27 protein-coding genes and 1 pseudogene are annotated in these 23,019 nt (G+C 64.8%); 14 read left to right on the top strand and 14 right to left on the bottom strand.

What is annotated here, in order from left to right:
* The first annotated feature begins 1 nt into the window (after position 1).
* Positions 2–766, top strand: coding sequence for a hypothetical protein (locus tag L5876_RS13485; protein ID WP_236956883.1), 765 nt, complete (start codon positions 2–4; stop codon positions 764–766).
* A gap of 122 nt (positions 767–888) precedes the next feature.
* On the opposite strand, the gene L5876_RS13490 is transcribed toward L5876_RS13485, so the two are convergent.
* From L5876_RS13490 to L5876_RS13525, 8 genes are all read right to left on the bottom strand, one after another.
* On the bottom strand, positions 889–1,326 hold the full coding sequence (locus tag L5876_RS13490; protein WP_236956884.1) for a TIGR02301 family protein: 438 nt from the start codon (positions 1,324–1,326) through the stop codon (positions 889–891).
* Between the two features lie 11 nt (positions 1,327–1,337).
* Positions 1,338–1,754 carry an NUDIX domain-containing protein gene (locus tag L5876_RS13495; protein WP_236956885.1) on the bottom strand — a complete coding sequence of 139 codons (417 nt, stop codon included), beginning with the start codon at positions 1,752–1,754 and terminating at the stop codon, positions 1,338–1,340.
* Entirely contained in the window at positions 1,754–2,554 is an 801-nt protein-coding gene (locus L5876_RS13500) for a 3-hydroxybutyrate dehydrogenase (protein ID WP_236956886.1), read from the bottom strand. The genes L5876_RS13495 and L5876_RS13500 overlap by 1 nt, the downstream gene beginning before the upstream one ends.
* 58 nt (positions 2,555–2,612) lie before the next feature.
* Positions 2,613–3,398, bottom strand: a complete 786-nt coding sequence (yaaA, locus tag L5876_RS13505; protein ID WP_236956887.1) for a peroxide stress protein YaaA — start codon at positions 3,396–3,398, stop codon at positions 2,613–2,615.
* A 73-nt stretch (positions 3,399–3,471) separates the two neighbouring features.
* Positions 3,472–4,866 carry an FAD-binding oxidoreductase gene (locus L5876_RS13510; protein ID WP_236956888.1) on the bottom strand — a complete coding sequence of 465 codons (1,395 nt, stop codon included), beginning with the start codon at positions 4,864–4,866 and terminating at the stop codon, positions 3,472–3,474.
* A 4-nt stretch (positions 4,867–4,870) separates the two neighbouring features.
* Positions 4,871–5,821 (bottom strand): L-threonylcarbamoyladenylate synthase, encoded by a 951-nt coding sequence (locus L5876_RS13515; protein ID WP_236956889.1) that lies wholly within the window; start codon positions 5,819–5,821, stop codon positions 4,871–4,873.
* Positions 5,822–5,858: 37 nt separating this feature from the next.
* A complete protein-coding gene (locus L5876_RS13520; RefSeq protein ID WP_236956890.1) occupies positions 5,859–6,407 on the bottom strand; it encodes a YceI family protein in 549 nt (182 codons plus the stop codon).
* Positions 6,408–6,415: 8 nt separating this feature from the next.
* Positions 6,416–7,003: a cytochrome b gene (locus L5876_RS13525; protein WP_236956891.1), complete on the bottom strand. Its 588-nt coding sequence runs from the start codon at positions 7,001–7,003 to the stop codon at positions 6,416–6,418.
* 210 nt (positions 7,004–7,213) lie between these two features.
* Between L5876_RS13525 and L5876_RS13530 the strand changes: the two genes are divergently transcribed.
* Positions 7,214–8,995 (top strand): acyl-CoA dehydrogenase, encoded by a 1,782-nt coding sequence (locus L5876_RS13530; RefSeq protein ID WP_236956892.1) that lies wholly within the window; start codon positions 7,214–7,216, stop codon positions 8,993–8,995.
* On the opposite strand, the gene L5876_RS13535 is transcribed toward L5876_RS13530, so the two are convergent.
* Positions 8,992–9,378 carry a hypothetical protein gene (locus L5876_RS13535; RefSeq protein ID WP_236956893.1) on the bottom strand — a complete coding sequence of 129 codons (387 nt, stop codon included), beginning with the start codon at positions 9,376–9,378 and terminating at the stop codon, positions 8,992–8,994. The two genes, L5876_RS13530 and L5876_RS13535, sit on opposite strands and share 4 nt — an antisense overlap.
* 97 nt (positions 9,379–9,475) lie before the next feature.
* On the opposite strand from L5876_RS13535, the gene L5876_RS13540 reads away from it, so the two are divergent.
* The 11 genes from L5876_RS13540 (at position 9,476) to dxs (ending at position 17,460) form a co-directional block, all read left to right on the top strand.
* Positions 9,476–9,781 carry a hypothetical protein gene (locus L5876_RS13540; RefSeq protein WP_236956894.1) on the top strand — a complete coding sequence of 102 codons (306 nt, stop codon included), beginning with the start codon at positions 9,476–9,478 and terminating at the stop codon, positions 9,779–9,781.
* Positions 9,778–10,092, top strand: coding sequence for a YbjQ family protein (locus tag L5876_RS13545; protein ID WP_039718626.1), 315 nt, complete (start codon positions 9,778–9,780; stop codon positions 10,090–10,092). Before L5876_RS13540 ends, L5876_RS13545 begins: the two co-directional genes overlap by 4 nt.
* An 8-nt stretch (positions 10,093–10,100) precedes the next feature.
* On the top strand, positions 10,101–10,850 hold the full coding sequence (gene lepB, locus L5876_RS13550) for a signal peptidase I (RefSeq protein ID WP_236956895.1): 750 nt from the start codon (positions 10,101–10,103) through the stop codon (positions 10,848–10,850).
* Positions 10,851–10,888: 38 nt separating this feature from the next.
* Complete coding sequence (locus L5876_RS13555; RefSeq protein ID WP_236956896.1) at positions 10,889–11,758, top strand: NAD(P)-dependent oxidoreductase; 870 nt, start codon at positions 10,889–10,891, stop codon at positions 11,756–11,758.
* Positions 11,759–11,848: 90 nt separating this feature from the next.
* The gene (locus tag L5876_RS13560) at positions 11,849–12,256 is read left to right on the top strand and encodes an SET domain-containing protein (RefSeq protein WP_236956897.1); all 408 of its coding nucleotides are present in this window, start codon (positions 11,849–11,851) and stop codon (positions 12,254–12,256) included.
* 5 nt (positions 12,257–12,261) lie between these two features.
* Positions 12,262–12,633 (top strand): SET domain-containing protein, encoded by a 372-nt coding sequence (locus L5876_RS13565; protein ID WP_236956898.1) that lies wholly within the window; start codon positions 12,262–12,264, stop codon positions 12,631–12,633.
* A 52-nt stretch (positions 12,634–12,685) separates the two neighbouring features.
* Entirely contained in the window at positions 12,686–13,618 is a 933-nt protein-coding gene (locus L5876_RS13570; RefSeq protein WP_236956899.1) for a histone deacetylase family protein, read from the top strand.
* Between the two features lie 47 nt (positions 13,619–13,665).
* Positions 13,666–14,262, top strand: a complete 597-nt coding sequence (locus L5876_RS13575) for a histidine phosphatase family protein (RefSeq protein ID WP_236956900.1) — start codon at positions 13,666–13,668, stop codon at positions 14,260–14,262.
* Positions 14,263–14,338: 76 nt separating this feature from the next.
* Positions 14,339–14,578, top strand: coding sequence for an exodeoxyribonuclease VII small subunit (locus tag L5876_RS13580; RefSeq protein ID WP_039718632.1), 240 nt, complete (start codon positions 14,339–14,341; stop codon positions 14,576–14,578).
* A 69-nt stretch (positions 14,579–14,647) separates the two neighbouring features.
* Positions 14,648–15,535 carry a polyprenyl synthetase family protein gene (locus tag L5876_RS13585; RefSeq protein WP_236956901.1) on the top strand — a complete coding sequence of 296 codons (888 nt, stop codon included), beginning with the start codon at positions 14,648–14,650 and terminating at the stop codon, positions 15,533–15,535.
* A 14-nt stretch (positions 15,536–15,549) separates the two neighbouring features.
* The gene (gene dxs / locus L5876_RS13590; protein WP_236956902.1) at positions 15,550–17,460 is read left to right on the top strand and encodes a 1-deoxy-D-xylulose-5-phosphate synthase; all 1,911 of its coding nucleotides are present in this window, start codon (positions 15,550–15,552) and stop codon (positions 17,458–17,460) included.
* A 9-nt stretch (positions 17,461–17,469) separates the two neighbouring features.
* Here dxs and L5876_RS13595 read toward each other — a convergent pair whose 3' ends face one another.
* Positions 17,470–18,531 (bottom strand): acyltransferase family protein, encoded by a 1,062-nt coding sequence (locus L5876_RS13595; RefSeq protein ID WP_236956903.1) that lies wholly within the window; start codon positions 18,529–18,531, stop codon positions 17,470–17,472.
* A gap of 118 nt (positions 18,532–18,649) precedes the next feature.
* Here L5876_RS13595 and L5876_RS13600 point away from each other — a divergent pair, with 118 nt between their 5' ends.
* Entirely contained in the window at positions 18,650–19,375 is a 726-nt protein-coding gene (locus L5876_RS13600; protein WP_236956904.1) for a TlyA family RNA methyltransferase, read from the top strand.
* On the opposite strand, the gene L5876_RS13605 is transcribed toward L5876_RS13600, so the two are convergent.
* The 4 genes and pseudogenes from L5876_RS13605 to L5876_RS13620 all read right to left on the bottom strand — a co-directional run.
* Complete coding sequence (locus L5876_RS13605) at positions 19,372–20,736, bottom strand: S41 family peptidase (protein ID WP_236956905.1); 1,365 nt, start codon at positions 20,734–20,736, stop codon at positions 19,372–19,374. The two genes, L5876_RS13600 and L5876_RS13605, sit on opposite strands and share 4 nt — an antisense overlap.
* A gap of 64 nt (positions 20,737–20,800) precedes the next feature.
* A complete protein-coding gene (locus L5876_RS13610; RefSeq protein WP_236956906.1) occupies positions 20,801–21,427 on the bottom strand; it encodes a TetR/AcrR family transcriptional regulator in 627 nt (208 codons plus the stop codon).
* A 56-nt stretch (positions 21,428–21,483) separates the two neighbouring features.
* Positions 21,484–22,260, bottom strand: a complete 777-nt coding sequence (locus L5876_RS13615; RefSeq protein ID WP_236956907.1) for a hypothetical protein — start codon at positions 22,258–22,260, stop codon at positions 21,484–21,486.
* A 138-nt stretch (positions 22,261–22,398) separates the two neighbouring features.
* Positions 22,399–23,019 (bottom strand): annotated as a pseudogene (locus tag L5876_RS13620) (hypothetical protein); the annotation flags it as partial.

The following is a 23,019-nucleotide window of genomic DNA, read 5'->3' on the forward strand; positions in this document are numbered from 1 at the left end:
GGTGTCCGAACGCCAGAGTTTCTACTTTTTCGACATCGACGAAAACGTCCTGCACCTGCCGACCAAGGTGCATCTCCTCAACACCATGACGGGTGAGGAGAAGACGATGACGCAGGCTGAGTTCGACGGCATTCGCGGTTATCTGGGCATGGCGGGCGAGTGGGAAGACTGGGCCGCGCCGCCCGAGCGTGCTTTCCGCGAATTTGCAGACGGCAAGGACCGTCACGGTGAGGAATACCTGCTGCGCGACATCCGCCGTGGACTGGAACAGGGCGGCTGGAAGGGGCCTAGCTGGGACATCTTCAAATACGCCGTGCTGCGCCATCGCCCGGTCGCGATCATCACCGCGCGCCAGCATTCCGCGGAGATCATCCGCGAGGGGATCAAGCTGCTGAAAGAGGCCGGCGAGATTCCGGAAGAGCCGGACTATATCGCGATCTACGGCGTCTCGAACCCGGACGTGAAGGCGGCGCTCGGCGCGCATCTGACGACGGCGGGCCTCAAGCGCGCGGCGATCCGCGCCTGCGTCGAGACGGGGCTGGAGAAGTTCGGCCGCGACCTACCGCACAGCTTCGGCATGTCGGACGACGACCCGAAGAATGTCGACCTGATCACCTCGGCGATGCTGGAGTGCAAGCTCGACTATCCCGACAAGCGCTTCTTCGTGATCTCGACCAATCGCCGCCGTCACGTGAAGCTGGAAGTTCTTTCACCGCACAAGGAGGAGTCCAAGCTCCGCGCTGCGGTCGAGGATTATTACGGTTAGACGCCCCCTGTTTCCTCCCCGTTTACGGGGGAGGGGGAACACGACGTGGTGGAGGGGGATAATCCCCCCCCTCGCCCCGGACCAGATCCGGGGCACTCCCCCCCGCAAGCGGGGGGAGAAACTCAATCGGTACTGTCCTCAGCCAACAACGGCGCCAACAGCGAATCCGACAATTGCCGGCCGCGGCTTGCGAGTTCGCGGCGTTCGGCCTCGACCTGAGCGCCGCAGGTCAGGCGATAGCGCTGCTGGTCGCGGAAGCCGTTATTGAAATTGTCGATCAGGCGTTCGCGCCAATAGCCGTTGGCCGGCGCTTCGAGGTCGAGCAATTCCTGCATCTGGTTGCGCCAGGCTTGTGCGTGGTTTCCCTCACAGGCATAGGCGAGGTAGTGCAGCTCCCCCAGCACATAGGCGAGATCCGGGATGACCCGGTCGCGATTGACGCTGGGTGTGCGGGGCACGTCCTCGAAGGTCGGCTCGTCGCCCGGACGCACGTCCGGCTTCACCTGCGCGATGGCTGGTGCGGCGAGTGTGAGGACGAGGATTAGGACGGCGAAGCGCATCGCGGCGCAGTCTAATCGCGTGAATGCGGCGAAGCGTGGGCACGCGGTGTGATGACGCGGCGCGTCTCGTCCCAGCTGACTTTTTCAAGTGCTTCGGCGAGCGGGAAGAAGGCGGCTTCCTCGGCGTCGTCCGCGGCAACCGGCTCACCTGCGATCCATTCCGCCTCGAAGTCGATCAGCACGTAGTGCGCGTTGTCCATGATGGAATCGACGACGTCGATCAGGCCGGTGATCCGGGCCGTGACGCCGGTCTCTTCCTTCAGTTCGCGCAGTGCGCCGTCCGCGACCCGCTCGCCGTATTCCAGCTTGCCGCCGGGGATGGACCATTTGCCCTTGAGCGGCTCGCGGCCGCGCTTGACCAGCAAGACCTCGTCGCCGCGCCGGCAGACGACGCCGATACAGGCGAGGGGGAGTTTTCCGGTGGTCACTACTTCGCGGTCCAGCCGCCATCGACGGAGATGTGCGTGCCATTGCAGGACGCCCCGGCGTCGGAAACGAGGAAGAGGAGGGCGCCGACAAGCTGGGAATATTCCACGAAGCGCTTGGTCGGCTGCGCCGCCAGCATCACGTCGCGGACGACCTCTTCTTCGCTGATGCCGCGCGCCTTGGCCGTGTCGGCGATCTGGTTTTCCACCAGCGGCGTCTTCACATAGCCCGGGCAGATGGCGTTCACCGTGATGCCACTTTCGGCGACTTCGAGCGCGACTGTCTTGGTCAGGCCGAGCACGCCGTGCTTGGCGGCGACATAGGCCGACTTGAAGGGCGAGGCGACGAGGCCGTGGGCCGAGGCGAGATTGACGATCCGGCCCGAGCTCTGACGCTTCATGATCGGCAGGGCATTCTTGATGGTGTGGAAGTTGGAAGTGAGGTTGATCTTGAGGATCGCCTCCCACTTGCCGGCCGGAAATTCATCGACGGGCGAGACGTGCTGGATGCCGGCATTGTTGACGAGGATGTCGAGCCGGCCGAATTCGCTCTCGGCATAGCGGATCAGGCCGCCGATCTCGTCGGCTTCCATCATGTTGGCCGGGTGATAGCGCGCCTTCACGCCGTGTTCGGTCTCGATGCGCTTGCGGAGGCGTTCGATCTCGTCCTGCGGCCCGAGGCCGTTGAGGACGACATTCGCGCCGCACTCGGCGAGCCCTTCGGCCAGCGCCGCACCGATTCCGCTGGTCGAGCCTGTGATGACGGCCACCTGGCCGGAGAGGTCGGTTTTCAGTGCGCTCATGATCGGCCCCTTCAGCGGAATTGTGCGGCTGCGAAATGGCCCGCGCCGGGCCGTCGCGTCAAGCGGCGCGCTTCTTCGGCGGCTGCGGACGGACGAAGGTCAGCTTGCCGCCGGCCGAGGCCGACGCGTCGAAGCTGTAGCCCTCGACATTGAAGTCCTTCAGCTTCGCCGGATCGGTGACGCGGTTCTCGATGATCCAGCGCGCCATCAGGCCGCGCGCGACCTTGGCGAACATGAAGAGGATGCGGGCCTTGCCGTCCTTCTCTTCCTTGAAGTCGACATCGACGATGTCGGCGTCGAGCGTCTTGCGGTCGACGGCCTTGAAGTATTCGTTGGAGGCGAGGTTCACGATGGTCCGGCTCTGCTGACCCTTGAGGGCGTCATTCAGCTGGCTGGCGATATCGCTGCCCCAGAAGTCGTAAAGGCTCTCGCCCTTCTTCGTCTTGATCTTGCGGCCCATTTCAAGGCGATAGGGCTGGATCGCATCGAGCGGGCGCAGCACGCCATACATGCCCGACAGGATGCGCAGATGGTCCTGCGCCCATTTCAGATCCGTGTCCGACAGGCCTTCGGCGTTGAGCCCGCGATAGACCTCACCGGCGAAGGCGAGCGCGGCGGCCTTGCCGTCCTTCGCGTCCGGATCGAAGGCCTGGAAGCGCTGGTAGTTGAGCTCGGCCAGATCGTCGGACAGCTCCATCATCGTCTTGATCTTGCGCTTCGACAGTTTCGCCGTCTCCTTCGAGAGATCGGCGGTGCGGTCGACCAGGGCCGGGCGGGTCAGGTCGAGCGTATGGGCGCTCGGTTCGAAATCGAGGCGTTTCGCCGGGGAGAGCAGGACGAGCATGGGAATCGGTCTCCGGGTCGCTTTCACCCGGATTTAGGCAGCGAGGTCCGTCAGGTCGAGTCGTGTGGCTGGATCAGGACCCGAAGATCATGCGCGGGTTCATGATCCCCTTGGGATCGAGCGCGGTCTTGATCGCCTTCATCAGCTCCACATCGAGCGGGCGTTTCTCCGCCAGTTCGGTGCGCTTCATGATACCGATGCCGTGCTCGGCGCTGATCGAACCGCCATATTTCGCGACCTTGTCATAGATCATGGCGGTGACGGGTTCGGTCGATTTCGCGAAGTCGAGTCCCGCGCCCGGCTCGGTCCGCGCGACGTTGAAATGGACATTGCCGTCGCCGACATGGCCGAATGCGATGATCATCACGCCGGGCAGCATGCGTTCGGCCTCTTCGGTCGCCTCGGCCATGAAGGCCGGCATTTTCGACACCGGGATGGAGACATCATGCTTGGCCGCGCGGCCATGCGCCTTTTCCGCTTCGGCGATCGGCTCGCGCAGATTCCAGAAATCCTTCGCCTGCTGCTCGCTTTCCGCGATCACCGCGTCGCGGATGAGGCCCGCTTCGAAGGCTTCTCCGAGCGCGGCTTCCATCATCTCGCGGCCCTCGCCCGCGCGCGCGGCGCCGATCTCGAGCAGGGCATACCAGGGATGGGTGTCGGCGAAGGGATCGCGCGTTCCGGGAATATGTTGAACGACGAGTTCGAGCGCATTGCGCGGAACGAGTTCGAGCGCCGAGAGCGCGCCCACCGTGGCCGTCTTCATGTGGCCGAGCAGGGAAACCGCCGCCTCCGGGCTGTCGACCGCGGTAAAGGCGACGGAAATCTCGCCGGGCTTCGGGAAGAGCTTGAGCGTCGCAGCGGTGATCACGCCGAGCGTGCCTTCCGCGCCAATCAGCATCTGCTTCAGATCGTATCCGGTATTGTCTTTCCTGAGGCCGCGCAGCCCGTTCCAGACGCGTCCGTCGGGAAGGACGGCTTCCAGCCCCAGCACCAGGTCGCGCATCATGCCGTAGCGCAGGACGTGGACGCCGCCAGCATTGGTCGAGATCAGCCCGCCGATCGTCGCCGAGCCCTGACTGCCAAGGCTGAGCGGAAACAGGCGGCCGGCGTCGGCGGCGACGTGCTGGATGGCTTCAAGCACGCAGCCCGCCTCGACGGTCAGCGAGTCGTTGCCGATATCGGTCTCGCGCACGGCATTCATGCGGCGCGTGGTCAGCAGGATCTCGCCCTGCGGCGTGCCGCCGCCGACGAGGCCGGTATTGCCGCCCTGCGGCGTGATCGCGATGCCCGCCTCGTGGCAGATCGCGACGACATTCGAGACCTCTTCGGTCGAAGCCGGTTTGACCAGAAGCGGAGTCTCGCCCTGGTAGCGGCCCCGCCAGTCGCTGGCCAGTGGCCCGATCTCGGCCGGATCCTCGCTCCAGCCCTTCGGCCCGAGAACAGACTTGATGCGGTCGATGGCGGTCATGGTGTCAGTCCCGTGGGGCGGCGGCGCGATTGAGGCGATCATTGATGGCTTCGCCGAGCCCGTCCATGGGGATGGGCGCGACGGCGATGCGTTTGTGCCCCTCGGCGTCGAGCTGGCGCAGCAGGGCGAAGAGGTTGGCGGCGGCCTCGGTCAGATCACCGGTGCGCGACAGGTTTGCGGTGCAGGCCTCTGCTCCGGGGCCGAAGGCGAGAAAGGCTTCGCCGGATTCGGGCGCGGCGGCGTTCAGGCGCAGCGCCGCATCCGGCGCGTAATGGCTTTTCAGCATGCCGGGGGAGGCGAGGGGCGCATTGGCCTCTGCCGACCTCAGGGCCCCCGTGAGGGCTTCGATTTCGCTGCGCGGCAGGCCGCCGGGCCGCAGCAGGATTGCGGTGTCGCCGTCGATTGCGAGGACGGTGGATTCCACACCCACAGGGCAGGGCCCGGCATCCAGGATCAGATCGATCCGGTCGCCGAGACCCTCGGCCACGTGCTGCGCGTTGGTCGGGCTTACCGCGCCGGACGGATTGGCACTCGGGGCAACGAGCGGCCGGCCGAAGGCCGTGATCAGGGCCTGCGCCGCCTTGTGCGCCGGTATGCGAACGCCCAGCGTGTCCAGCCCGGCCCCGGCGAGTTCGCTGACCGGGGCGTCCTCCTTCTTCGGCAGGACGAGCGTCAGCGGACCGGGCCAGAACCGGTCCATGAGGGTCGCGGCAAGCGGCGGGACCGTCACGCAGGTCTCCGCCATGTCCCGGCCGGACACGTGGACGATGAGCGGATTGAAGCTGGGCCGGCCCTTGGCGGCGTAGAGGCGCGCAACCGCTTCACCGTCCGCCGCGTCGGCGGCGAGGCCGTAGACCGTCTCGGTCGGCATGGCGACGAGGCCGCCGCGGCGCAGGATATCTGCGGCTTCGGCGATCGCTGTCATGTCGCGGGCAGGTTTGACGGGCGCGCTCATGCGGGCAGCTAGCCCATCGCGGCGCACGCGGGCAAGGTCACTCCGCGCGGTCGGCCTCGATATGGACGCGCACCGTGACCTCGGCTGCGGCTTCGCCCCAGCTCGATCCACCCACGCCAAACCTTTCACGTTCGATCACCATCGTGCCGTCGGCCACCGCCCGATCGCCGTCGATTACGACGCGGAAGGGCAGTTCTACGGGCAGGCGCGCCTCGCGCAGGATCAGATCGCCGCGCGCGATGTAGCAGGTGTCGCATTCATCGCTGGCCTCGATCGTTTCCGACATGAAGGTCGCGGTCGGATAGGTGTCGGGGTCGAGACCCGGCTCCGACATCATCTCGTCGGTATAGGATGGGGTCGAGGCCTCGCCGCTTCCGACGCGGACCGTGGCGTCGATATAGCTGTTGGCGAGATCGTCCGGATCGAAACCGATTGCCGCGCCGAATTCGGAGAAGCGGCCGGTGACCGGCGCGTCGAGCACGTCGGTCTCGAACGTCACTTCGCTGGCGTCGTGATCGACTTCCCAGTCGGAGGCGAGGACCGGAGCGGAGACGAGAAGCGCGAGGGGGAAGAGCGCGAGTTTCATGCTTTGCCTTACGTGTCTTTGCGGCGGAGGAAGGGGATCATGCGAGCCAGCACGTCATCCTTGTCGACAATATGGTGCTTGATCGCTGCTCCGGCATGAAGGACCAGCAGGATGATGATCGCCCAGCCGCCCCGGCCGTGCAGGAATTCCGTCACCTCGTGCAGTGTCTCGTTGTTCGGCGCGATGTCCGGGATCGGCCAGGCGGGATTGTTGAAGAAGAAGCTCGGCGCTTGTGAGGACGAGGCCGTCAGCCAACCGAGGATCGGCATGCCGATCATCAGCACGTAGAAGCCGATATGGGTGAAGCGGGCGGCGAATTTCTCCCACCCCTTCATGGTCTCGGGCAGTGGCGGGACCGGGTTCATGAACCGCCAGGCGAGGCGGATCAGGCTGAGCACCAGAACCAGGATGCCGAACGTCTTGTGCATGTTGAAGACGAAGCGGACGTCGTCGATGGTGAATTCGGTGCTGCCCGCGCGCAGCGCTTCGGCCATGTCGCCGGCGCGCCACCCGACGAAGACCAGCAGCACCATCATGATGGCGATGATCCAGTGCAGGGCGATGGCAACGCTCGTGTAACGCTTGGTTTCGGTCATGTCGGTCTCCCTGTCCGTTCGGACAAACCTGCCCGAGCGTCGCCGTCGGGACAATTGCCTATTTTGCCGCCGGTTTCAGTGCGGGAATGCGAAATTCCAACTTTCCGCGCGGGAAAGGCAGGTGGGACAACCTGCCCGGCTCGACGCGGCGCGTGAAACCGCTATCTTCCGGCCTCCGATTGACCGTCACGACAACTGGATACGCCTCTCATGACCTTCCGCGCGCCCGTTCAGGACATCCGCTTCGCCCTCGACGAGATTGCCGCCATGGACGGCCTCAAGGCCTCCGGCGCGTTTCCGGAACTGTCCGAGGATCTGACCACCGCCATTCTCGACGAGGCCGCGAAGTTCGCCAACGACGTTCTGGCCCCGCTGAATCGCACTGGCGACCAGCAGGGCTGCACGCTGAAGGACGGGGTCGTAACGACCCCGAAGGGCTTCAAGGACGCCTACGCGAAATATGTCGAAGGCGGCTGGCAGGGGCTGCAATTCCCCGCCGAGGCCGGCGGCATGGGCCTGCCGCGCGTTCTGGGCATGGCGGTGATGGAGATGATGCAGTCGGCCAACATGGCCTTCAGCCTGGGTCCGATGCTGACCAATTCCGCGATCGAGGCGCTGCTGGTCAACGGCACGGACGAACAGAAGGCGCTCTACCTGCCGCGCATCATCACGGGCGAATGGTCCTCGACCATGCAGCTCACCGAGCCGCAAGCCGGGTCCGATGTCGGTCTCCTGAAGACCAAGGCCGAACCCAATGACGACGGCAGCTGGTCGATCACGGGACAGAAAATCTACATCACCTGGGGCGAGCACGACTGTGCCGAGAACATCATCCACCCGGTGCTGGCGCGGACGCCGGGGGCGCCGGACGGCACGAAGGGCATTTCGCTTTTCCTGATCCCGAAATTCCTGCCCGATGCGGAGGGCAATCCGGGCGAGCGCAATTCGATCCAGGCGATCGGCCTTGAACACAAGATGGGCATTCACGGCAGCCCGACCTGCGTCATGGAAATGGACAAGGCCAAGGGCTGGCTGATCGGGCCGGAGCTCGGCGGCATGGCGGCGATGTTCATCATGATGAATTCCGCGCGCCTCGCCGTGGGGGTTCAGGGTGTCGGCATTGCCGAGCGCGCCTATCAGCATGCGCTGGCCTATGCGCAGGAGCGCCGCCAGGGCCGCGCGCCGGACGCCGATGGCCCGGCGCCGCATCCGATCATCGAACACCCGGACGTGCGCCGCATGCTGGCGACGATGAAGGCCAAGACCGAGGCCGCGCGGGCGATCTGCTATCTGTGTGCCGTGTCCGCCGACGAGGCCGAGCACGAGGAGAGCGAAGAGGATCGCGCCTTCGCCAAGCGGCGCGAGGAATTCCTGACGCCGATTGCAAAGGCCTGGGCGACCGATGTCGGCGTCGAGGTGTCCTCGCTCGGCATCCAGGTGCATGGCGGGATGGGCTTCATCGAGGAGACAGGCGCCGCCCAGCACTACCGCGATGCGCGTATCGCCCCGATCTATGAAGGCACGAACGGGATCCAGGCGATCGACCTGATCGGCCGCAAGCTTTCCATGGGCGGCGGTGCGGCGTTGAAGGAGTTGCTGGAGGACATCCGCCAGACGGTCGAGGACTGCGCGACGTCGTCCAATCCGGAACTGCCGGAACTGGCCAAGCGGCTGAAACCCGCAGCCGACGCGTTCGAAACGGCCGCGAAATGGCTGATGACCTGCGAAGACCGGGCCGACGCGCTGTCCGGCGCGACCGAATTTCTGGCCCTGTCCGGCGATGTGATCGGCGGCTGGCTGCTGTGTATCGGTGCCGTTGCCGCACAGCGCCGCCTGAAGGAAGGGCAGGGCGACGAGGATTATGCCGAAAGCCGGATCGAAATCGCCCGTTTCTATGCCGAGACCGTCCTGACGCAGGCCCCGGGCAAGCTCGATTCAATCCGCGTCGGATATGAGTGCCTGCCCGACGACCTCGCGCTCGGGATAAACTAGACGAAGAAGGTCTTCTGATCGGGGTGCGGACGACCGTCGACGAGGCGGACGAGACCGATCGCGACCCGGATGATCATCCAGATCCCGAGGAGCAGCCAGATCAGCATGGCGACCGGGAGAAGGATGATGGTGATCGCGCAGATGATCGCGATGATGACGAGCGCGATCATGTAGATGAGCGTACGGATCTGGAATTCGTAGTGACCGGCCAGCCATGGGGCGGCCTTGTCCTTGCGCAGCAAGGCGATCAGCGCCCCCACGAGCACGGTCAGACCGTTGGCCGGGCCGAGCAGGTACAAGACGTAGACAAGACCACAAAGAAGACGTTCGTCACGTTCGTCAGTCGCCGGTGTCGGTGCCGGATTCGGCTGGGTGTCGGTCACTTGCGGGCCTCCAATCCTCGCTCTCGGGGTGATCTTATCCCCGTATTCGCCTGCCGTCACAACGCCGGTTCGTGCGCCCGTGTTCCGGAGGCGCGAAGTGGCGGAAAGACTTGAGTTCGCGGCGTCCGGGCCGCACCATGCCGTCCGCCGGACCGTATCTGCCGGTGATCAAGGGAAATCCAGCGTGCAATCGAACCTGATGACGAGCTTCGCCTACGGGCTGGCCTTTGCCGGTCTGGGCCTCTGGGCCCTGCTGGCGGCCGCGACCGGCTTGTTCGGTGTGCAGATCGCCTACCCGTTCAGCATCGTCTGGGTGGTTGCCGCGGTGCTTCCGGCGCTGGGGATAGCCATGTTGTTCCTGATCGCGACGGCCGGACGCGAAGACGAGGAGGCCGGGTCATGATCGTGACGATGAGCCCGGAGGTGCCGGGGCGCGAGATCGGTGAAGTGGTTGGCATTGCACGCGGAAATATCGTCCGCGCGCGCTTCTTCGGCCGCGATTTCATCGCCGGGCTTCGCAATATCGTGGGCGGCGAAGTGAACGAATATTCCGAGCTGCTCGAAGAGGCTCGCCACACTGCCTTTGACCGAATGGTCACAGATGCCGGAAATATGGGCGCGGATGCGATCGTAAGCTTCCGGTTCACCACCTCCGCCATTATGGAGGGGACTGCTGAAATTCTGGCTTACGGGACCGCGGTCAAATTCAAATGAAATCATTCGTGGAAAGACTGACGAAGAACGCTTCGAGCGAAGTGGGTGAAACGCTTCGCTTTATCGGCGGCGTGATCGGCGTCTGGTTCGTGATCGTCACCTTCCTCTTCGCACCCTTCCACATCCCGTCGGAAAGCATGCAGCCCTCGCTCGAGGTCGGCGACCGGGTACTGGTGTCGAAGTGGTCCTATGGCTATTCGCGCCACTCGTTGCCGCTGGGCCTCGGCTACCGCCTGCCGGACAGCTGGGATGCGCGCATCCTGCCCCGGACGCCGGAGCGCGGCGATGTCGTGGTGTTCCGCAATCCGGAGCAGGAGCGCAATCTGATCAAGCGTGTCATCGGCCTGCCGGGCGATACTATCCTCGTGCGGGAAGGCCGCCTGTACATCAATGGCGAGATGGTCGAGCGCCGCGAGATCGAAACCCGCGAATACCGCTCCCACGAAGGCCAGATGTACGCCGTGACTCTCTACGAAGAGACGCTGCCGAACGGCGTGACTCACCCGATCTACGAGATCGGCGACGGCGGTGGACTAGACAATGCCGGCCCGTTCCAGGTGCCGGAAGGCTATCTCTTCATGATGGGCGACAACCGCGACCGTTCGACCGACAGCCGCATCCCGCCGCAGCAGGGGCCGGGCTATGTCCGCCTCGACGAGGTGGTCGGCCGCGCCGAGACGGTGATGTTCACCTTCAACCGCTGCCGCCGGGAAGAGGGCCTGCACTGCCCGACCGGCCGGGTGTGGCGCGGGCTGTAGGGGCGGTCTAGTCTCTCCTGAAAACTGGGGAGAATCTCATGTCGCTCAAAGGGAAAACCCTTTTCATTACCGGCGCAAGCCGGGGGATCGGCCTTGCCATCGCGGAGCGCTGTGCGCGCGACGGTGCGAACATCGTGGTGGCGGCGAAGACTGACAGCCCGAATCCGAAACTGCCGGGCACGATCCATTCCGCTGCCGAGGCGATCGAGAAGGCCGGTGGTCAGGCGCTGCCGGTGGTGTGCGACATCCGCGACGAATCCTCGGTCGAGGCGGCGGTCCAGGCCGCGGTGGACCGCTTCGGCGGGATCGACATCGTCGTGAACAACGCCTCGGCGATCTTCCCGCGCGGCACGGCGGACACGCCGATGAAGCGCTACGATTTGATGCACCAGGTCAATGCGCGCGGCACCTTCCTCGTGACCCAGAAATGCCTGCCGTATCTGGAGAAGGCCGAAAACCCGCACATCCTCGCCCTGTCGCCGCCGCTCGACATGCGCGAGATGTGGTTCGCGCCGCATGTCGCCTATACCAGCGCGAAATACGGGATGAGCCTGTGCATTCTGGGCTGGGCGGGTGAGTTCAAGGGCCGCATCGCCGCGAACGCGATCTGGCCGCGGACCGCGGTCGCCACGGCCGCCATTTCGAATGTGCTGGCGGGTGAGGAAGCGTTCCGGAACTGCCGCAAGCCTGAGATCCTCGCCGACACAGCTTATCTGGTGCTGAACAAGCCGAAGGATTTCACCGGCAATTTCATCATCGACGACACTTTCCTGGTGTCGGAAGGGATCACGGATCTCGACCAGTACGCGGTTGATCCGTCTCAGGAATTGCTGCCCGACTTCTTCGTGCCGGACGAGCCGCCGGCACCCGAGGGCGTGAAGATCATGAATGTGACCCTGGGTCACTGACGCCGATCATTACAACCGGCCGAAAAATGTGATTTGCGCGCGGACCGAACCGCGCGCATAGCCCCGCGCCTTTGGTGTGAGGAGCCGGTGATGCTGCTCGTGAAAACCTATGTCGATTCCAGTTCGATCGAGGGCGTCGGGGTGTTCGCCGCGGAGCCGATCACGAAGGGCACTAAGGTCTGGCGGTTCGAGCCGGGTCTCGACCGCCTTTTGAGCGAGGCCGACATCGCGCATTGGCCGGACGCGGCGCGCGATTTCCTTGGCCGCTATGCCTATGTGAATGACGAGCGTCCGGGCGTTTTCGTGCTCGACGGCGACCATGGCCGCTTCATGAACCACGCCGACAACCCCAATACCGACTATGCCGATCCGGCAGCGGGCTATGCGACTCGCGACATTGCCGCCGGTGAGGAGCTGACCTGCGACTATGGCCAGTTCTATGCCAGCCATGATTTCCTGCCGTCCCTGACCGGGCAATTCGGATCGAAGAAGGACTGACCGCCATGATGCTCGTGAAAGCCCAGCTCAAGGAATCGCCGATCGAGGGGATTGGCGTGTTCGCCGCCGAACCGATCGCGAAGGGCGCGGTCGTGTGGCAGTTCGAACCCCAGTTCGACAAGGAGATCGCGCGCGACTTCTACGAGAACGCGACCGGCCGGCTGCGCGACTATCTCGACCGCTATTCCTATTTCAAGCCGGGCGATGACAGCGTCCTGGTGCTCGAAGGCGATGAAGGCCGCTATCTGAACCACACGACAGACCCGAACACGGATTTCTCCGGGTGGCCGGTTGCGGTGGCGCTGCGCGACATTGCGCCGGGCGAGGAAATCACCTGCGACTACTCGACCTTCTGCCCGGGCTACGAGCTCTACTAGACCGTACAACATTCGGTGTGGCGCGGGCGGGCGGCCTTGCTAATCTGCCCGCATGCGCACACTGATCGTCACATCCGAAGCCGGTTACGACCACCGCATTCCGCCTGCCCATGCCGAGCAGCCGCAAAGGCTGCGCGCCGTCATGGACGCGCTGGCTGAAGCGCCGCTGGACCGGCTGAAACGCGCCGAGGCGCGCGCAGCGAGCCGCGGCGATCTGACCCGGGTCCACACTGAAGACCATGTCGACCGGGTCGCGGCGTGCGAGCCCGATGATGACGGGCTGACCGGGCTCGACTGGGACACGTATATGACGAAGGGCAGTTGGAAGGCCGCCCTGCACGCCGCCGGGTCGGGTCTGACCGCCGTCGACGCCGTGATGAAGGACGAGGCCGAGGCGGCGTTCTGCGCGGTCCGACCGCCGGGCCATCATGCCGAACGGGCGCGTCCGATGGGGTTCTGCCTGTTCAACAATGTCGCCGTGGCGGCGATGTATGCGCTCGAGGCGCACGGGCTCGACCGTGTCGCCATCGTCGATATCGACGTGCATCACGGCAATGGCAGCCAGGAGCTGGCCGAGCGCGAATCGCGTGTTTTCTTCGCTTCCATCCATCAGGCTCCGCTTTATCCGGGTACGGGACGCGCCGAGGAAACCGGGCTCAACGGCAATGTCGTGAATGTGCCGGTCCCGGCCGGAACGACGGGCGAGGAATGGCGTGCCGCGATCGAGCGCGACATCCTGCCGGCGCTCGAATCCTTCGACCCGGAACTGCTTTTCATCTCCGCGGGTTTTGATGCGCATGCTGCCGATCCGCTGGCCGGGCTGACACTCGATGAGCGCGATTACGCATGGGCCGGGCGCAAGTTCGCGGAATTCAGGGGGAAAAGCGGCGTTGCGCGGCTTGTCTGCCTTCTGGAGGGAGGCTACGACTTGGGAGCGCTGGGGCGGTCTGCGGCCGTCTTCACGCAAGCGCTGGCCGAGGCGTGACGGGGACCACGGCAAGCGTTCCGGCGAAACCCCTGCCCAATCCGGACATGACACGGACAAAACCGACACCAGACCTGCCGGGCTCGATCACCATCGCCCGGCACGGCCGCCCCGACATGGATCGCAAGACCCGTGTCGACTGGCGCGGCTATGAGGACTGGTGGGCAGACTATGACCGCGCCGGTCTCGCGCCCGAGCAGGCGCCGCCGCCGGAACTGATCGCGGCCGGACAGGAAGCCAGGGTTATCTTCGCCAGCACGCTGCCGCGTGCCATTGAAACCGCCCGCGAGGCCGCGCCGGGACGCGAAATCGTCATCGACCCGGTTTTCGTCGAAGCGCCCTTGCCGCCGCCGACACTGCCGGGTCAGTTTCCCGCGCACACCTGGAATGTGTTTGCCCGGACAGCTTGGTGGTGCGGCATGGCCCGTGGTCAGGAAAGCCGCCGGCAGGCCGAATTGCGCGCCGAAGCCGCGGCCGCGCGCCTGATCGAGGCCGCGCAGTCCGGCCCGGTCCTGCTGTGTGCGCATGGCTGGTTCAACCGCATGATGCGCCCGGTTCTGCGCAGTCTGGGATGGCGCTGCGTGCGCGATGGCGGCGATTATTACTGGACCCACAGACGTTATGAGTTCCGGCCGGACAGATAGTGCAGGTTAACGCGTTGCCGCGCGGCAACGCGGTTTCTATGGTGCGTCCGATCCCGGCAGATTTCGAGGAGGCCCCATGAGCCAGGCCGATATTGAATCGATGAGTTTCGAGGCGGCGCTGGCCGAGCTCGAATCGATTGTCGGCAAGCTCGAAAAGGGCGATGTCGAACTCGAACAGTCGATCGCGATCTATGAGCGCGGTGCGGCGCTCAAGGCGCATTGCGAGAAGAAGCTGCGCGAGGCCGAGCTGAAGGTCGAGAAGATTGTCGTCGGCAGCGGCGGATCGGTCTCGACCGAGCCTGCCGATCTGGACTGACGCCATCATGGCCCCGAAACGCCGTTCCAGCCATATTCGTCTGAACTTTCGCCCGATGCAGGTGGCCTGATGGCTGATTTCGTCGGGGTTCTCGAGGAGGCGGCGGACCGGGTCACGGTGGCGCTCGATGCGCTGCTGCCGCGGTCCGATGGCCCGGAAACCCGGGTCATGGAAGCGATGCGCTACGCGGCGCTCGGACCGGGCAAGCGGATCCGGCCCTTTCTGGCGATCGAGTGCGGGCGGCTGGTCAACGCCGAGGAGCGCAGCCTGCTGCGTTGCGCCGCAGCGCTGGAATGCGTCCACGCCTATTCGCTGATCCATGACGATCTGCCGTGTATGGACGATGATGACGTCCGGCGCGGCCGGGCAACGGTGCACCGCGAGTATGACGAGGCGACCGCGGTGCTGGCCGGCGACGCCCTGCTGACGCTCGCCTTCGAAATCCTCGCTCACCCGGATACGCACGGCAGTGCGGCGCGACGCTGCGAGCTGATCACGCGCATGGCGGCGGCATCCGGCGCGCGCGGCATGGTCGGTGGCCAGATGATCGACATGTCCGATGACAAGAGCGACTGGGACATTGCGACGATCACCCGCATGCAGCGGATGAAGACCGGTGCGCTAATCTCCTTCGCAACCGAGGTCGGGCCGATCCTGGCCGATTGCGAAGCCCCGGTGCGCCGCGCCTTCGAAGGCTTTGCCCATGACCTGGGTCTGGCCTTCCAGATCACCGACGACCTGCTGGATGTCGAGGGATCGAGCGCGGAGACCGGAAAGCGGACGCGCAAGGACGACAGTCAAGGAAAGGCCACGTTCGTCGGCATTCTGGGCGTTCAAGGGGCACGGGACCAGGCTGAACGGCTGATCGCGCAGGCGAAGGATCACCTTGATCCGTTCGGTGAGCGCGCACAGATTCTGCGCGACGCTGCGGACTATGTCCTCACGCGGCGCGGGTAGGAAAGGACATCCGAATGGCGCTTGAAACGCCCAATCTCGACCGGATCAGCAAACCCGCCGACCTGAAGAATCTCGATATCGGTTCGCTGCGCCTCGTCGCCGACGAGTTGCGCGCGGAAACGATCGACGCCGTCTCGGTGACGGGCGGACATCTGGGCGCCGGGCTCGGCGTGGTGGAACTGACCGTCGCCATCCACCACGTCTTCGATACGCCGGATGACAAGCTGATCTGGGATGTCGGCCACCAATGCTATCCGCACAAGATCCTGACCGGGCGCCGCGACCGCATCCGCACGCTGCGCCAGGGCGGGGGCCTCAGCGGATTCACCAAGCGGTCCGAAAGCGAATACGACCCGTTCGGTGCGGCGCACGCCTCGACCTCGATCTCCGCGGCGCTCGGCTTTGCCGTGGCGCGCGATCTCGAAGGCCGGAACGACAACATCATCGCTGTGATCGGCGACGGTTCGATGTCGGCGGGCATGGCCTATGAGGCGATGAACAATGCCGGAGCGCTGAAGAAGCGCCTTATCGTTATCCTCAACGACAATGACATGTCGATCGCACCGCCGGTCGGAGCGATGAGCCATTATCTCGCGCGCCTCGTGTCGTCGCGCGGCTACCGGAATTTCCGGAAGGTCGCGAAAGGCGTGGCCAAGGCGGTGGGCCTCGAAAAGACTGCGCGCAAGGCCGAGGAATACATGCTCGGCTGGGCGGTCGGCGGTACGTTGTTCGAGGAGATGGGCTTCTACTATGTCGGCCCGATCGACGGGCATGACCTCGACCAGCTCGTCCCGGTTCTGCGCAATGTCCGGGACTTCGAGAAGGGCCCCGTTCTCGTCCATGTCGTGACGAAGAAGGGCAAGGGCTACGCCCCTGCCGAAGCGGCTGACGACAAGTATCACGGCGTCTCGAAATTCAACGTCGTCACCGGTGAGCAGGCGAAGTCCAAGGCCGGTCCGCCGAGCTATACCAAGGTGTTCGCCAACGCGCTGATCGCCGAGGCGGAGAAGGACGAGCGTATCGTCGGCATCACCGCTGCCATGCCCGGCGGTACGGGTCTCGACCTGTTCGCCGAGCGCTTCCCGGACCGCTGTTTCGATGTCGGCATTGCCGAACAGCATGCCGTGACCTTCGCGGCAGGTCTGGCCGCCGCGGGCATGCGGCCGTTTGCGGCGCTCTACTCCACCTTCCTGCAGCGCGGTTATGACAGCGTCGTCCACGACGTCGCGATCCAGAACCTCCCCGTGCGCTTTGCCATCGACCGGGCCGGTCTGGTCGGTGCTGACGGGGCGACCCATGCCGGGTCATTCGATCTTGGTTATCTCGGTCAGTTGCCGGGCATGACGATCATGGCGGCGGCCGACGAAACCGAGCTCGTGCGCATGGTCGCGACCGCGCGTCTGATCGATGACGGCCCTTCGGCCTTCCGCTATCCGCGCGGCAACGGGCTGGGACTCGACCTGCCGGACGTGGCCGAGCCGCTGGAAATCGGCAAGGGCCGGATCGTCCGCGAAGGCAATTCGGTGGCGATCCTGTCGCTCGGCACGCGGCTTGAGGAATCGCTCAAGGCCGCCGACATGCTGGGGGCGAAGGGCCTCTCGGCGACGGTGGCTGATGCCCGATTCGCCAAGCCGCTCGACGAGGATCTGATCCTGCGCCTTGCCCGCGAGCACGAAGTGCTGATCACGGTGGAAGAGGGGGCGCGCGGTGGTTTCGGCGCTTTCGTGCTTCACCTGCTGGCCGAGCGCGGCGCGCTCGACAAGGGGTTGAAGATCCGCACGCTGACCCTGCCGGACCGCTTCCAGGATCAGGACAAGCCCGAAGCCATGTATGCCGAGGCCGGCCTCAACGCGCCGCATATTGCTGCAGCGGTGTTCGATGCGTTGGGGCGCGAGGACGAGGCCGCCGCGGCGCTGTTGGCGTAAGTCCGCCGGTCAGACCGCAGCGTTCGCCGGTGCGGTCTTCGTGGTTTCCCCGCGCTGTCGCGGCTTGCCCTTGAGCCCGACCACGAAGGGCGCGAGCCACGGGAAGACGCGGAGCGTGACGACTTCAACGGCAATCGGAGCCAGCAGCCCGGCGGTCAGCCCGATGGCCATGCCCGGCCAGGGCTCGGGCTCGCCGATGTAGTTGTAGATCATCTGCGTGCCCATGATGGCGAACAGGTGGTAGAGGTAGATTGAGTAGCTGTACTGCCCGATCCAGGCGAGCGGTCGGAAGGTGAAGCGGTTCGCCAGCAGCGCCCCGGCGAAGGCCAGACCCGCCATCAGCGAGAACACGACCCGGCGTTCGATGACCTGATGCGGATCCGCAATCGAATTCATCGTGTGCAGGACGAAGAGCAGGACGGCGACCGACGCCCAGACCTGCGCCGCCGGTCCGAAACGCTTCGGATCGAAGCGCTGCATGAACACGCCCAAGGCAAAGAAGGGGAAGAGGTAGAGGGCCCGCGTGATCGAGAGGAATTCAACGTCCCGCGCAATCGGCGCCACGAACAGGACGATGGACAGGACCATCATGCCCAGCGCGACCTCATGTTTCCGGTTCGGGAGCAGCCAGTCGGCCACGGAATAGACGACGAAGATCAACAGCACCGCCTGGATGAACCAGAAGTGCGCATAGGCGAAGAGGTAGACCTGCCAGAAGTCGCTCCAGGGCATGGCAAAACCGCCGCCCAGAACCGTGTTGATCCCGGCGAAAGCCGTAGCCGCAAAGAGGAAGGGCAGGATCAGCCGGCGCGCCTTGCCGGTCCAGAATTTTCCGAAGCGTCCCGGCTCAGCCGGACGCCACGCATAGACGAAGCCCGACAGCATCGCGAACAGTGGCATGCGGAAGTGGAAGGCCAGATGCGTGAAGATTCCGAGCGGATGGGTCTCTTCGATCCGCAGGCCCTGCGTCGGGTTTTCGCCGATCACGTGCAGCGCGACCAGCAGGATGCAGGCGACGCCGCGTAGCGTATCTATACTACGGTCCCGGTTTTTCTGGGCCAAAGCGGTCATGCCTGTGTTCCTCTTCGAAACGCGAATAAGACGAATCCGGTGTTCAGCCCGTCAAAAGAGCAAGACTCGCGCCAGACGCGACTTGCATTCCCGTGTCAGGCGGGTTTAGGCCAGCGCGATGCGGGCTGATCTCTATCTTCTCGAGCGGGGCGCGTTCGAAACCCGGGCACAGGCCCAGGCGGCGATCGCGGCCGGGCGTGTGCGGATTGGGGGCGTCGTGATCGCCAAGCCGTCGCAAAAAGTGCAGCCGGGCGAAGAAATCGAGGCGCAGGCGGCACACCCTTATGTCGGGCGGGCCGCACTGAAACTGGTGGCGGGGCTCGATCATTTCGGGATCGACCCTGCGGGCAAGACCTGTCTCGATGTCGGGTCGTCGACCGGCGGGTTCACCGAAGTCCTGCTGGAACGGGGCGCGGCGCATATCTTCGCGGTCGATGTCGGCCGCGACCAGCTGCATTCGAAACTGCGCAACGATGCCCGCGTCACGGTTCTGGAAGGCACGGATGCGCGTCAGTTGACCGCAGCCGAGATTGCCGAGCCTCCCGAACTGATTGTTTGCGATGCCAGCTTCATCGGCCTGGCGAAGGTGATCGAGCGTCCGCTGTCACTGGCGGCGGAAAGGGCAGAGGCCGTTCTCCTGTTCAAGCCGCAATTCGAGGTCGGCCGCGCCCATGTCGGAAAAGGCGGGGTCGTGAAGGACGATATTGCCGTTCAGGCGTCACTCGAACGCTTCCGGATCTGGGTCGGCGACCGGACCGACTTTTCCATTACCGGCGTGGCCGACAGTCCGATCACAGGCGGGGATGGCAACCGCGAATTCCTGATCGCCGCGCGCAAGGGTTAGCGCGTCAGGGCCTCGGCCAGCTGACGGACCGCGTCCGCATGACCGGTCACCGGTGCGTCGACGGGATAGACGTCGAATTCAAGGTCCGGCGTGATGCCGGTTTCCTCGTATACAGTTCCGTCCGGGGCCGCAAAGACCTCGTTCGACAGTTCGAGATACCAGCCATTGGGCAGGGGTTTGGCCAGCGGCGTCGAGAAGGCGCCGCGCGTGGACGTCCCGGCGTGGAGCACATTCGGAAGCTGGCGCAGCGAGAGGGTGGCGATTTCGCCGCCCGACACGGTCACATCGCTGGTAAGCACGCCGACCGGTCCGGTGAAGACCCGGTCCGCGGGTTCGATCCGGTGTGCTTCAGCCGCGGCGGGATTCGTGCCCGGATGCTGGGTGTAGGCGAGGAAAGGGCTAGCGGTGAAATGCGACGCAACGGCGCGCGCGATGGCGTCGTAGCCGCCGCGGTTGTTCGACAGGTCGACGATCACCGCGTCATACTCCGCGAACCTTTCCATGGCCGTATTCATGATCTCGGAGAAGATCCGCCGTTCCGCTTCTGCCCATTCCAGCGTGCCCGGCGCGAAGTCCTCGGTGAAGCCGCCCATGGTGAAGATCAGGACATAACCGACTCTGCGGTCGTCGCCGGTGGTCACTCGGCCCGTGATGATACGGCCATTGCCGACGAATTCCGGCTCTGTGAGGACGCCGCCTTCCAGAAGTTGATCGACGAGGCCGATCAGCCAGGGCTGCTCGCCCGTTGTCTCGCGCATCCGGGGCAGGGTGGTACCGAGCCCGTCCTGAACGAGCCGTTCTTCCCCGTCGATCAGGGCGGTCAGCTTTGTGTGGGAATCGGACAGGCCGTTCATCAGTCCGGCGAGGACGTCAAACAGTTCCGCATCACTCATATCGCTGCGAACCAGCGGACGCGCCGCCTCGACGCGTGCCGGCCAGTCGATGCCGCGTTGATCGAAGAAGGCGTAGTGGGCCTGCATGGCGGAGGCGAACACCTCAAACACGCCAGACGGAGTGTCGAGGTCTTCCGCGCCGCACCGCTCGGGCAGGTGCGGCAGGCGCTCGAAACGGGTGTTGGAGTCCCCATCGAGATATTGCAGGCCGATGGTGTCGCCCTCGCGGGTGAACAGCCGGTACTCGATCTGGCCCATCAGTCGGGCGGTGGGCGCATCCGGCGTCCGGTAGCAGCCGGCCGGCGTGTCTTGCCACCGGATCAGCGAGTCCTCTTCGATCTCGATAATCCAGCCATAGTCCGCAGAGCGCCAGACACCCTGCGCCGCAGGATCAGCCACGCCGTCCGTGAAGATGGGCTGCGGGCCGGATTGCAGGGCGAGGACAAGAGCAGGAATCAGGAAAGACACAAGACGCACTCCAAAAAATGACCGTGGTCATCTTTTTTCGAACCCGGAGCGGGAAGTCAATCTCTCAGCTGACTCCCGCCAGCGCGCAGAGACGTTGCGTGCGTTCGGCCAGCCGGGCATCGAGATCGAATGTCTGGCCGGTCACAACCCATTCGCGGACCGTGCCGGTCACGAGCGTCACATAGAGATCCGCGAGTTCGGCCGCTTCCTCAGGTGCCTTTCCCGCAACGGTGATCAGCCGCACTGCAGACTCCCGGATACCGGATTCCGCCGCGCGCTCGGCGTCCTGGATGGCCGGGCTCGACGGAGCCTCCCGGATCTGGGCCTGCCAGAGTTCCGGTTCGTTCCGCGACAGGTCGAGCACGCGCAGGGTGAGCGCTGTGAGCCCCCGTGACAGTGATGTCGGCCCTTCAGGGATGCCGTTGTCAGCCAGCCGCGGGATCAATTCCCGGCGATACCAGGCGGCAATGATGTCGGCCTTGGTGGGGAAGTGGTTGAACAGCGTTCCCTTGGCTACGCCGGCGGCAGAGGCGATTTCGGCGGCCGTCGTCAGTTCATATCCTTTGCTGCGGAACAGGGAGAGCGCGGACTCGTAGAGCGCTTCCCTGACGGCGTGTTTCTTGGTTTCCCTGACCCCGGTCATATTCGCATCATGTGAGTGAAGCCTGTCTTCATCCAGACCGTTGGACACAAGGAAAAGGCCGCTCTTTGTGGAGCGGCCTTTCTTGCATGGTGTGACGCTTGAGCCTACTGGGCCGGGCGCCAGATTCCGTCGGACCCCTGGCACATCCAGACGCTTTGCGAGCTGACCGTGCCGTAAGCGTCGGCGCGGCGGGTTTGCATCCAGCGGCAATTGTTATTCGCGCCGGCCGTGTAGACCCGGGCCTGGGTCGAGGGCTGCGAATAGACATAGCCGTCCGGACCTCCGGCGAGCTCGCCATTACCGTAATAGCGTTGCTGGTCGGCATAGGTGCCTTCGTCGCCGACATAGTAGGAGTCATCGGCGTAGTAATTGCCGTTCTCGTCGTAATAGCCGCTGTTCGTGTAGCCCTGATCATCGCGATAACCGCCTTGGGCGTAGCGGTTGTCGTCATAGTAACCGCCATTGTCGTAGCCGCCATAGTAGCGGTTGTCGTTGTTGCGGTAGATCGGGGCGCAGGGTTCGCCGCCTGCGACACCGTAGCCAAGCAGGCCGCCGAGACCGGCACCGGCCGCGACCGCGACGTCGTTTTCATTGCCGCGGTCATAGCCGCGATAACCGCGATGACGTCCGTAATACCCGTCATAGCCGTGATGACGGCCGCGCCAGTTGCGGTTGTCGCGATCGTCGATGTCGTCCTCGATCTGGGCGGCGATCACGCCGCCGAGAATGGCACCGATCACCGCGCCGGCGACCTGGCGGTTCTGCCGGGCTGCCTCGCATTCCTGGACGCTGCGATAGTAGTTCTGCGACTGGGCCTCGGCCGTGGCCGCCGGCACCAGGACGGCGGCGGACGCCGCTGCGAGAAGTGCGATCTTGGTCATGTTCATCTCGAACTCCTTTCCGGTTCGCCGGCATGTTCAGCCGGATATTCGATGTGACCTTAACAGGCGGCGATGAGCCTGAAATGAACGAAGCCGGCGTTTCCGCCGGCTTCGCAAGTTTCGTGCTGTCGCGTGCGCCTACTGATAGCGGGCGACTTCCCAGCGGCCCCAGCGGTCCTGGCACATCAGGATCCGGTCGGAGGTATAATCGCCGTTCGGCATGAAGATCTCCGCATCACCCCAACGGCAGCGGCGACCGCCATAATTGTAATAGTCGCGGGCCACCACGACACCCCGGACGCCCGAGTGCGGATTGTACCAGTAGTAGGGCTGGTTGTGATTGAAGGAGTAGCTGGCCGCGTAATAGTACTGGCCGCGGTCGCAGGAGCTGAGCCCGGAGGCGAGGCCCGCGCCGACAATGCCGCCGAACAGCGCGCCGGCTCCATCGTCATCCGCCACGGCAACGCCGAACAGGGCGCCGAGAATCGCACCGGCGAACACTTCCCCGCCCGAAGCACCACAACCGGCATCGTAATAGCGGTAATTGTACCGGTCATATCCCGAGTTGTAGTAACGCGTGTGATAGCGCCAATGGTTCCGCGGCGGGTTGTAGTAATTACCGTAGCGCGGCGGGTTGTACGTCCGGTAACGCGGCGGGCTGTAGTGCCGGTAACGCGGCGGGGTATGGTTCCGGTAGCGCGGATTGGTGTAGCGACGATCGCGCCAGTCGCGGCCGTCCCGGTAGCCAAAGCGCGGGTC

This window comes from Hyphobacterium sp. SN044 (genome assembly GCF_021864465.1).
Taxonomy (GTDB): Bacteria; Pseudomonadota; Alphaproteobacteria; order Caulobacterales; family Maricaulaceae; genus Hyphobacterium.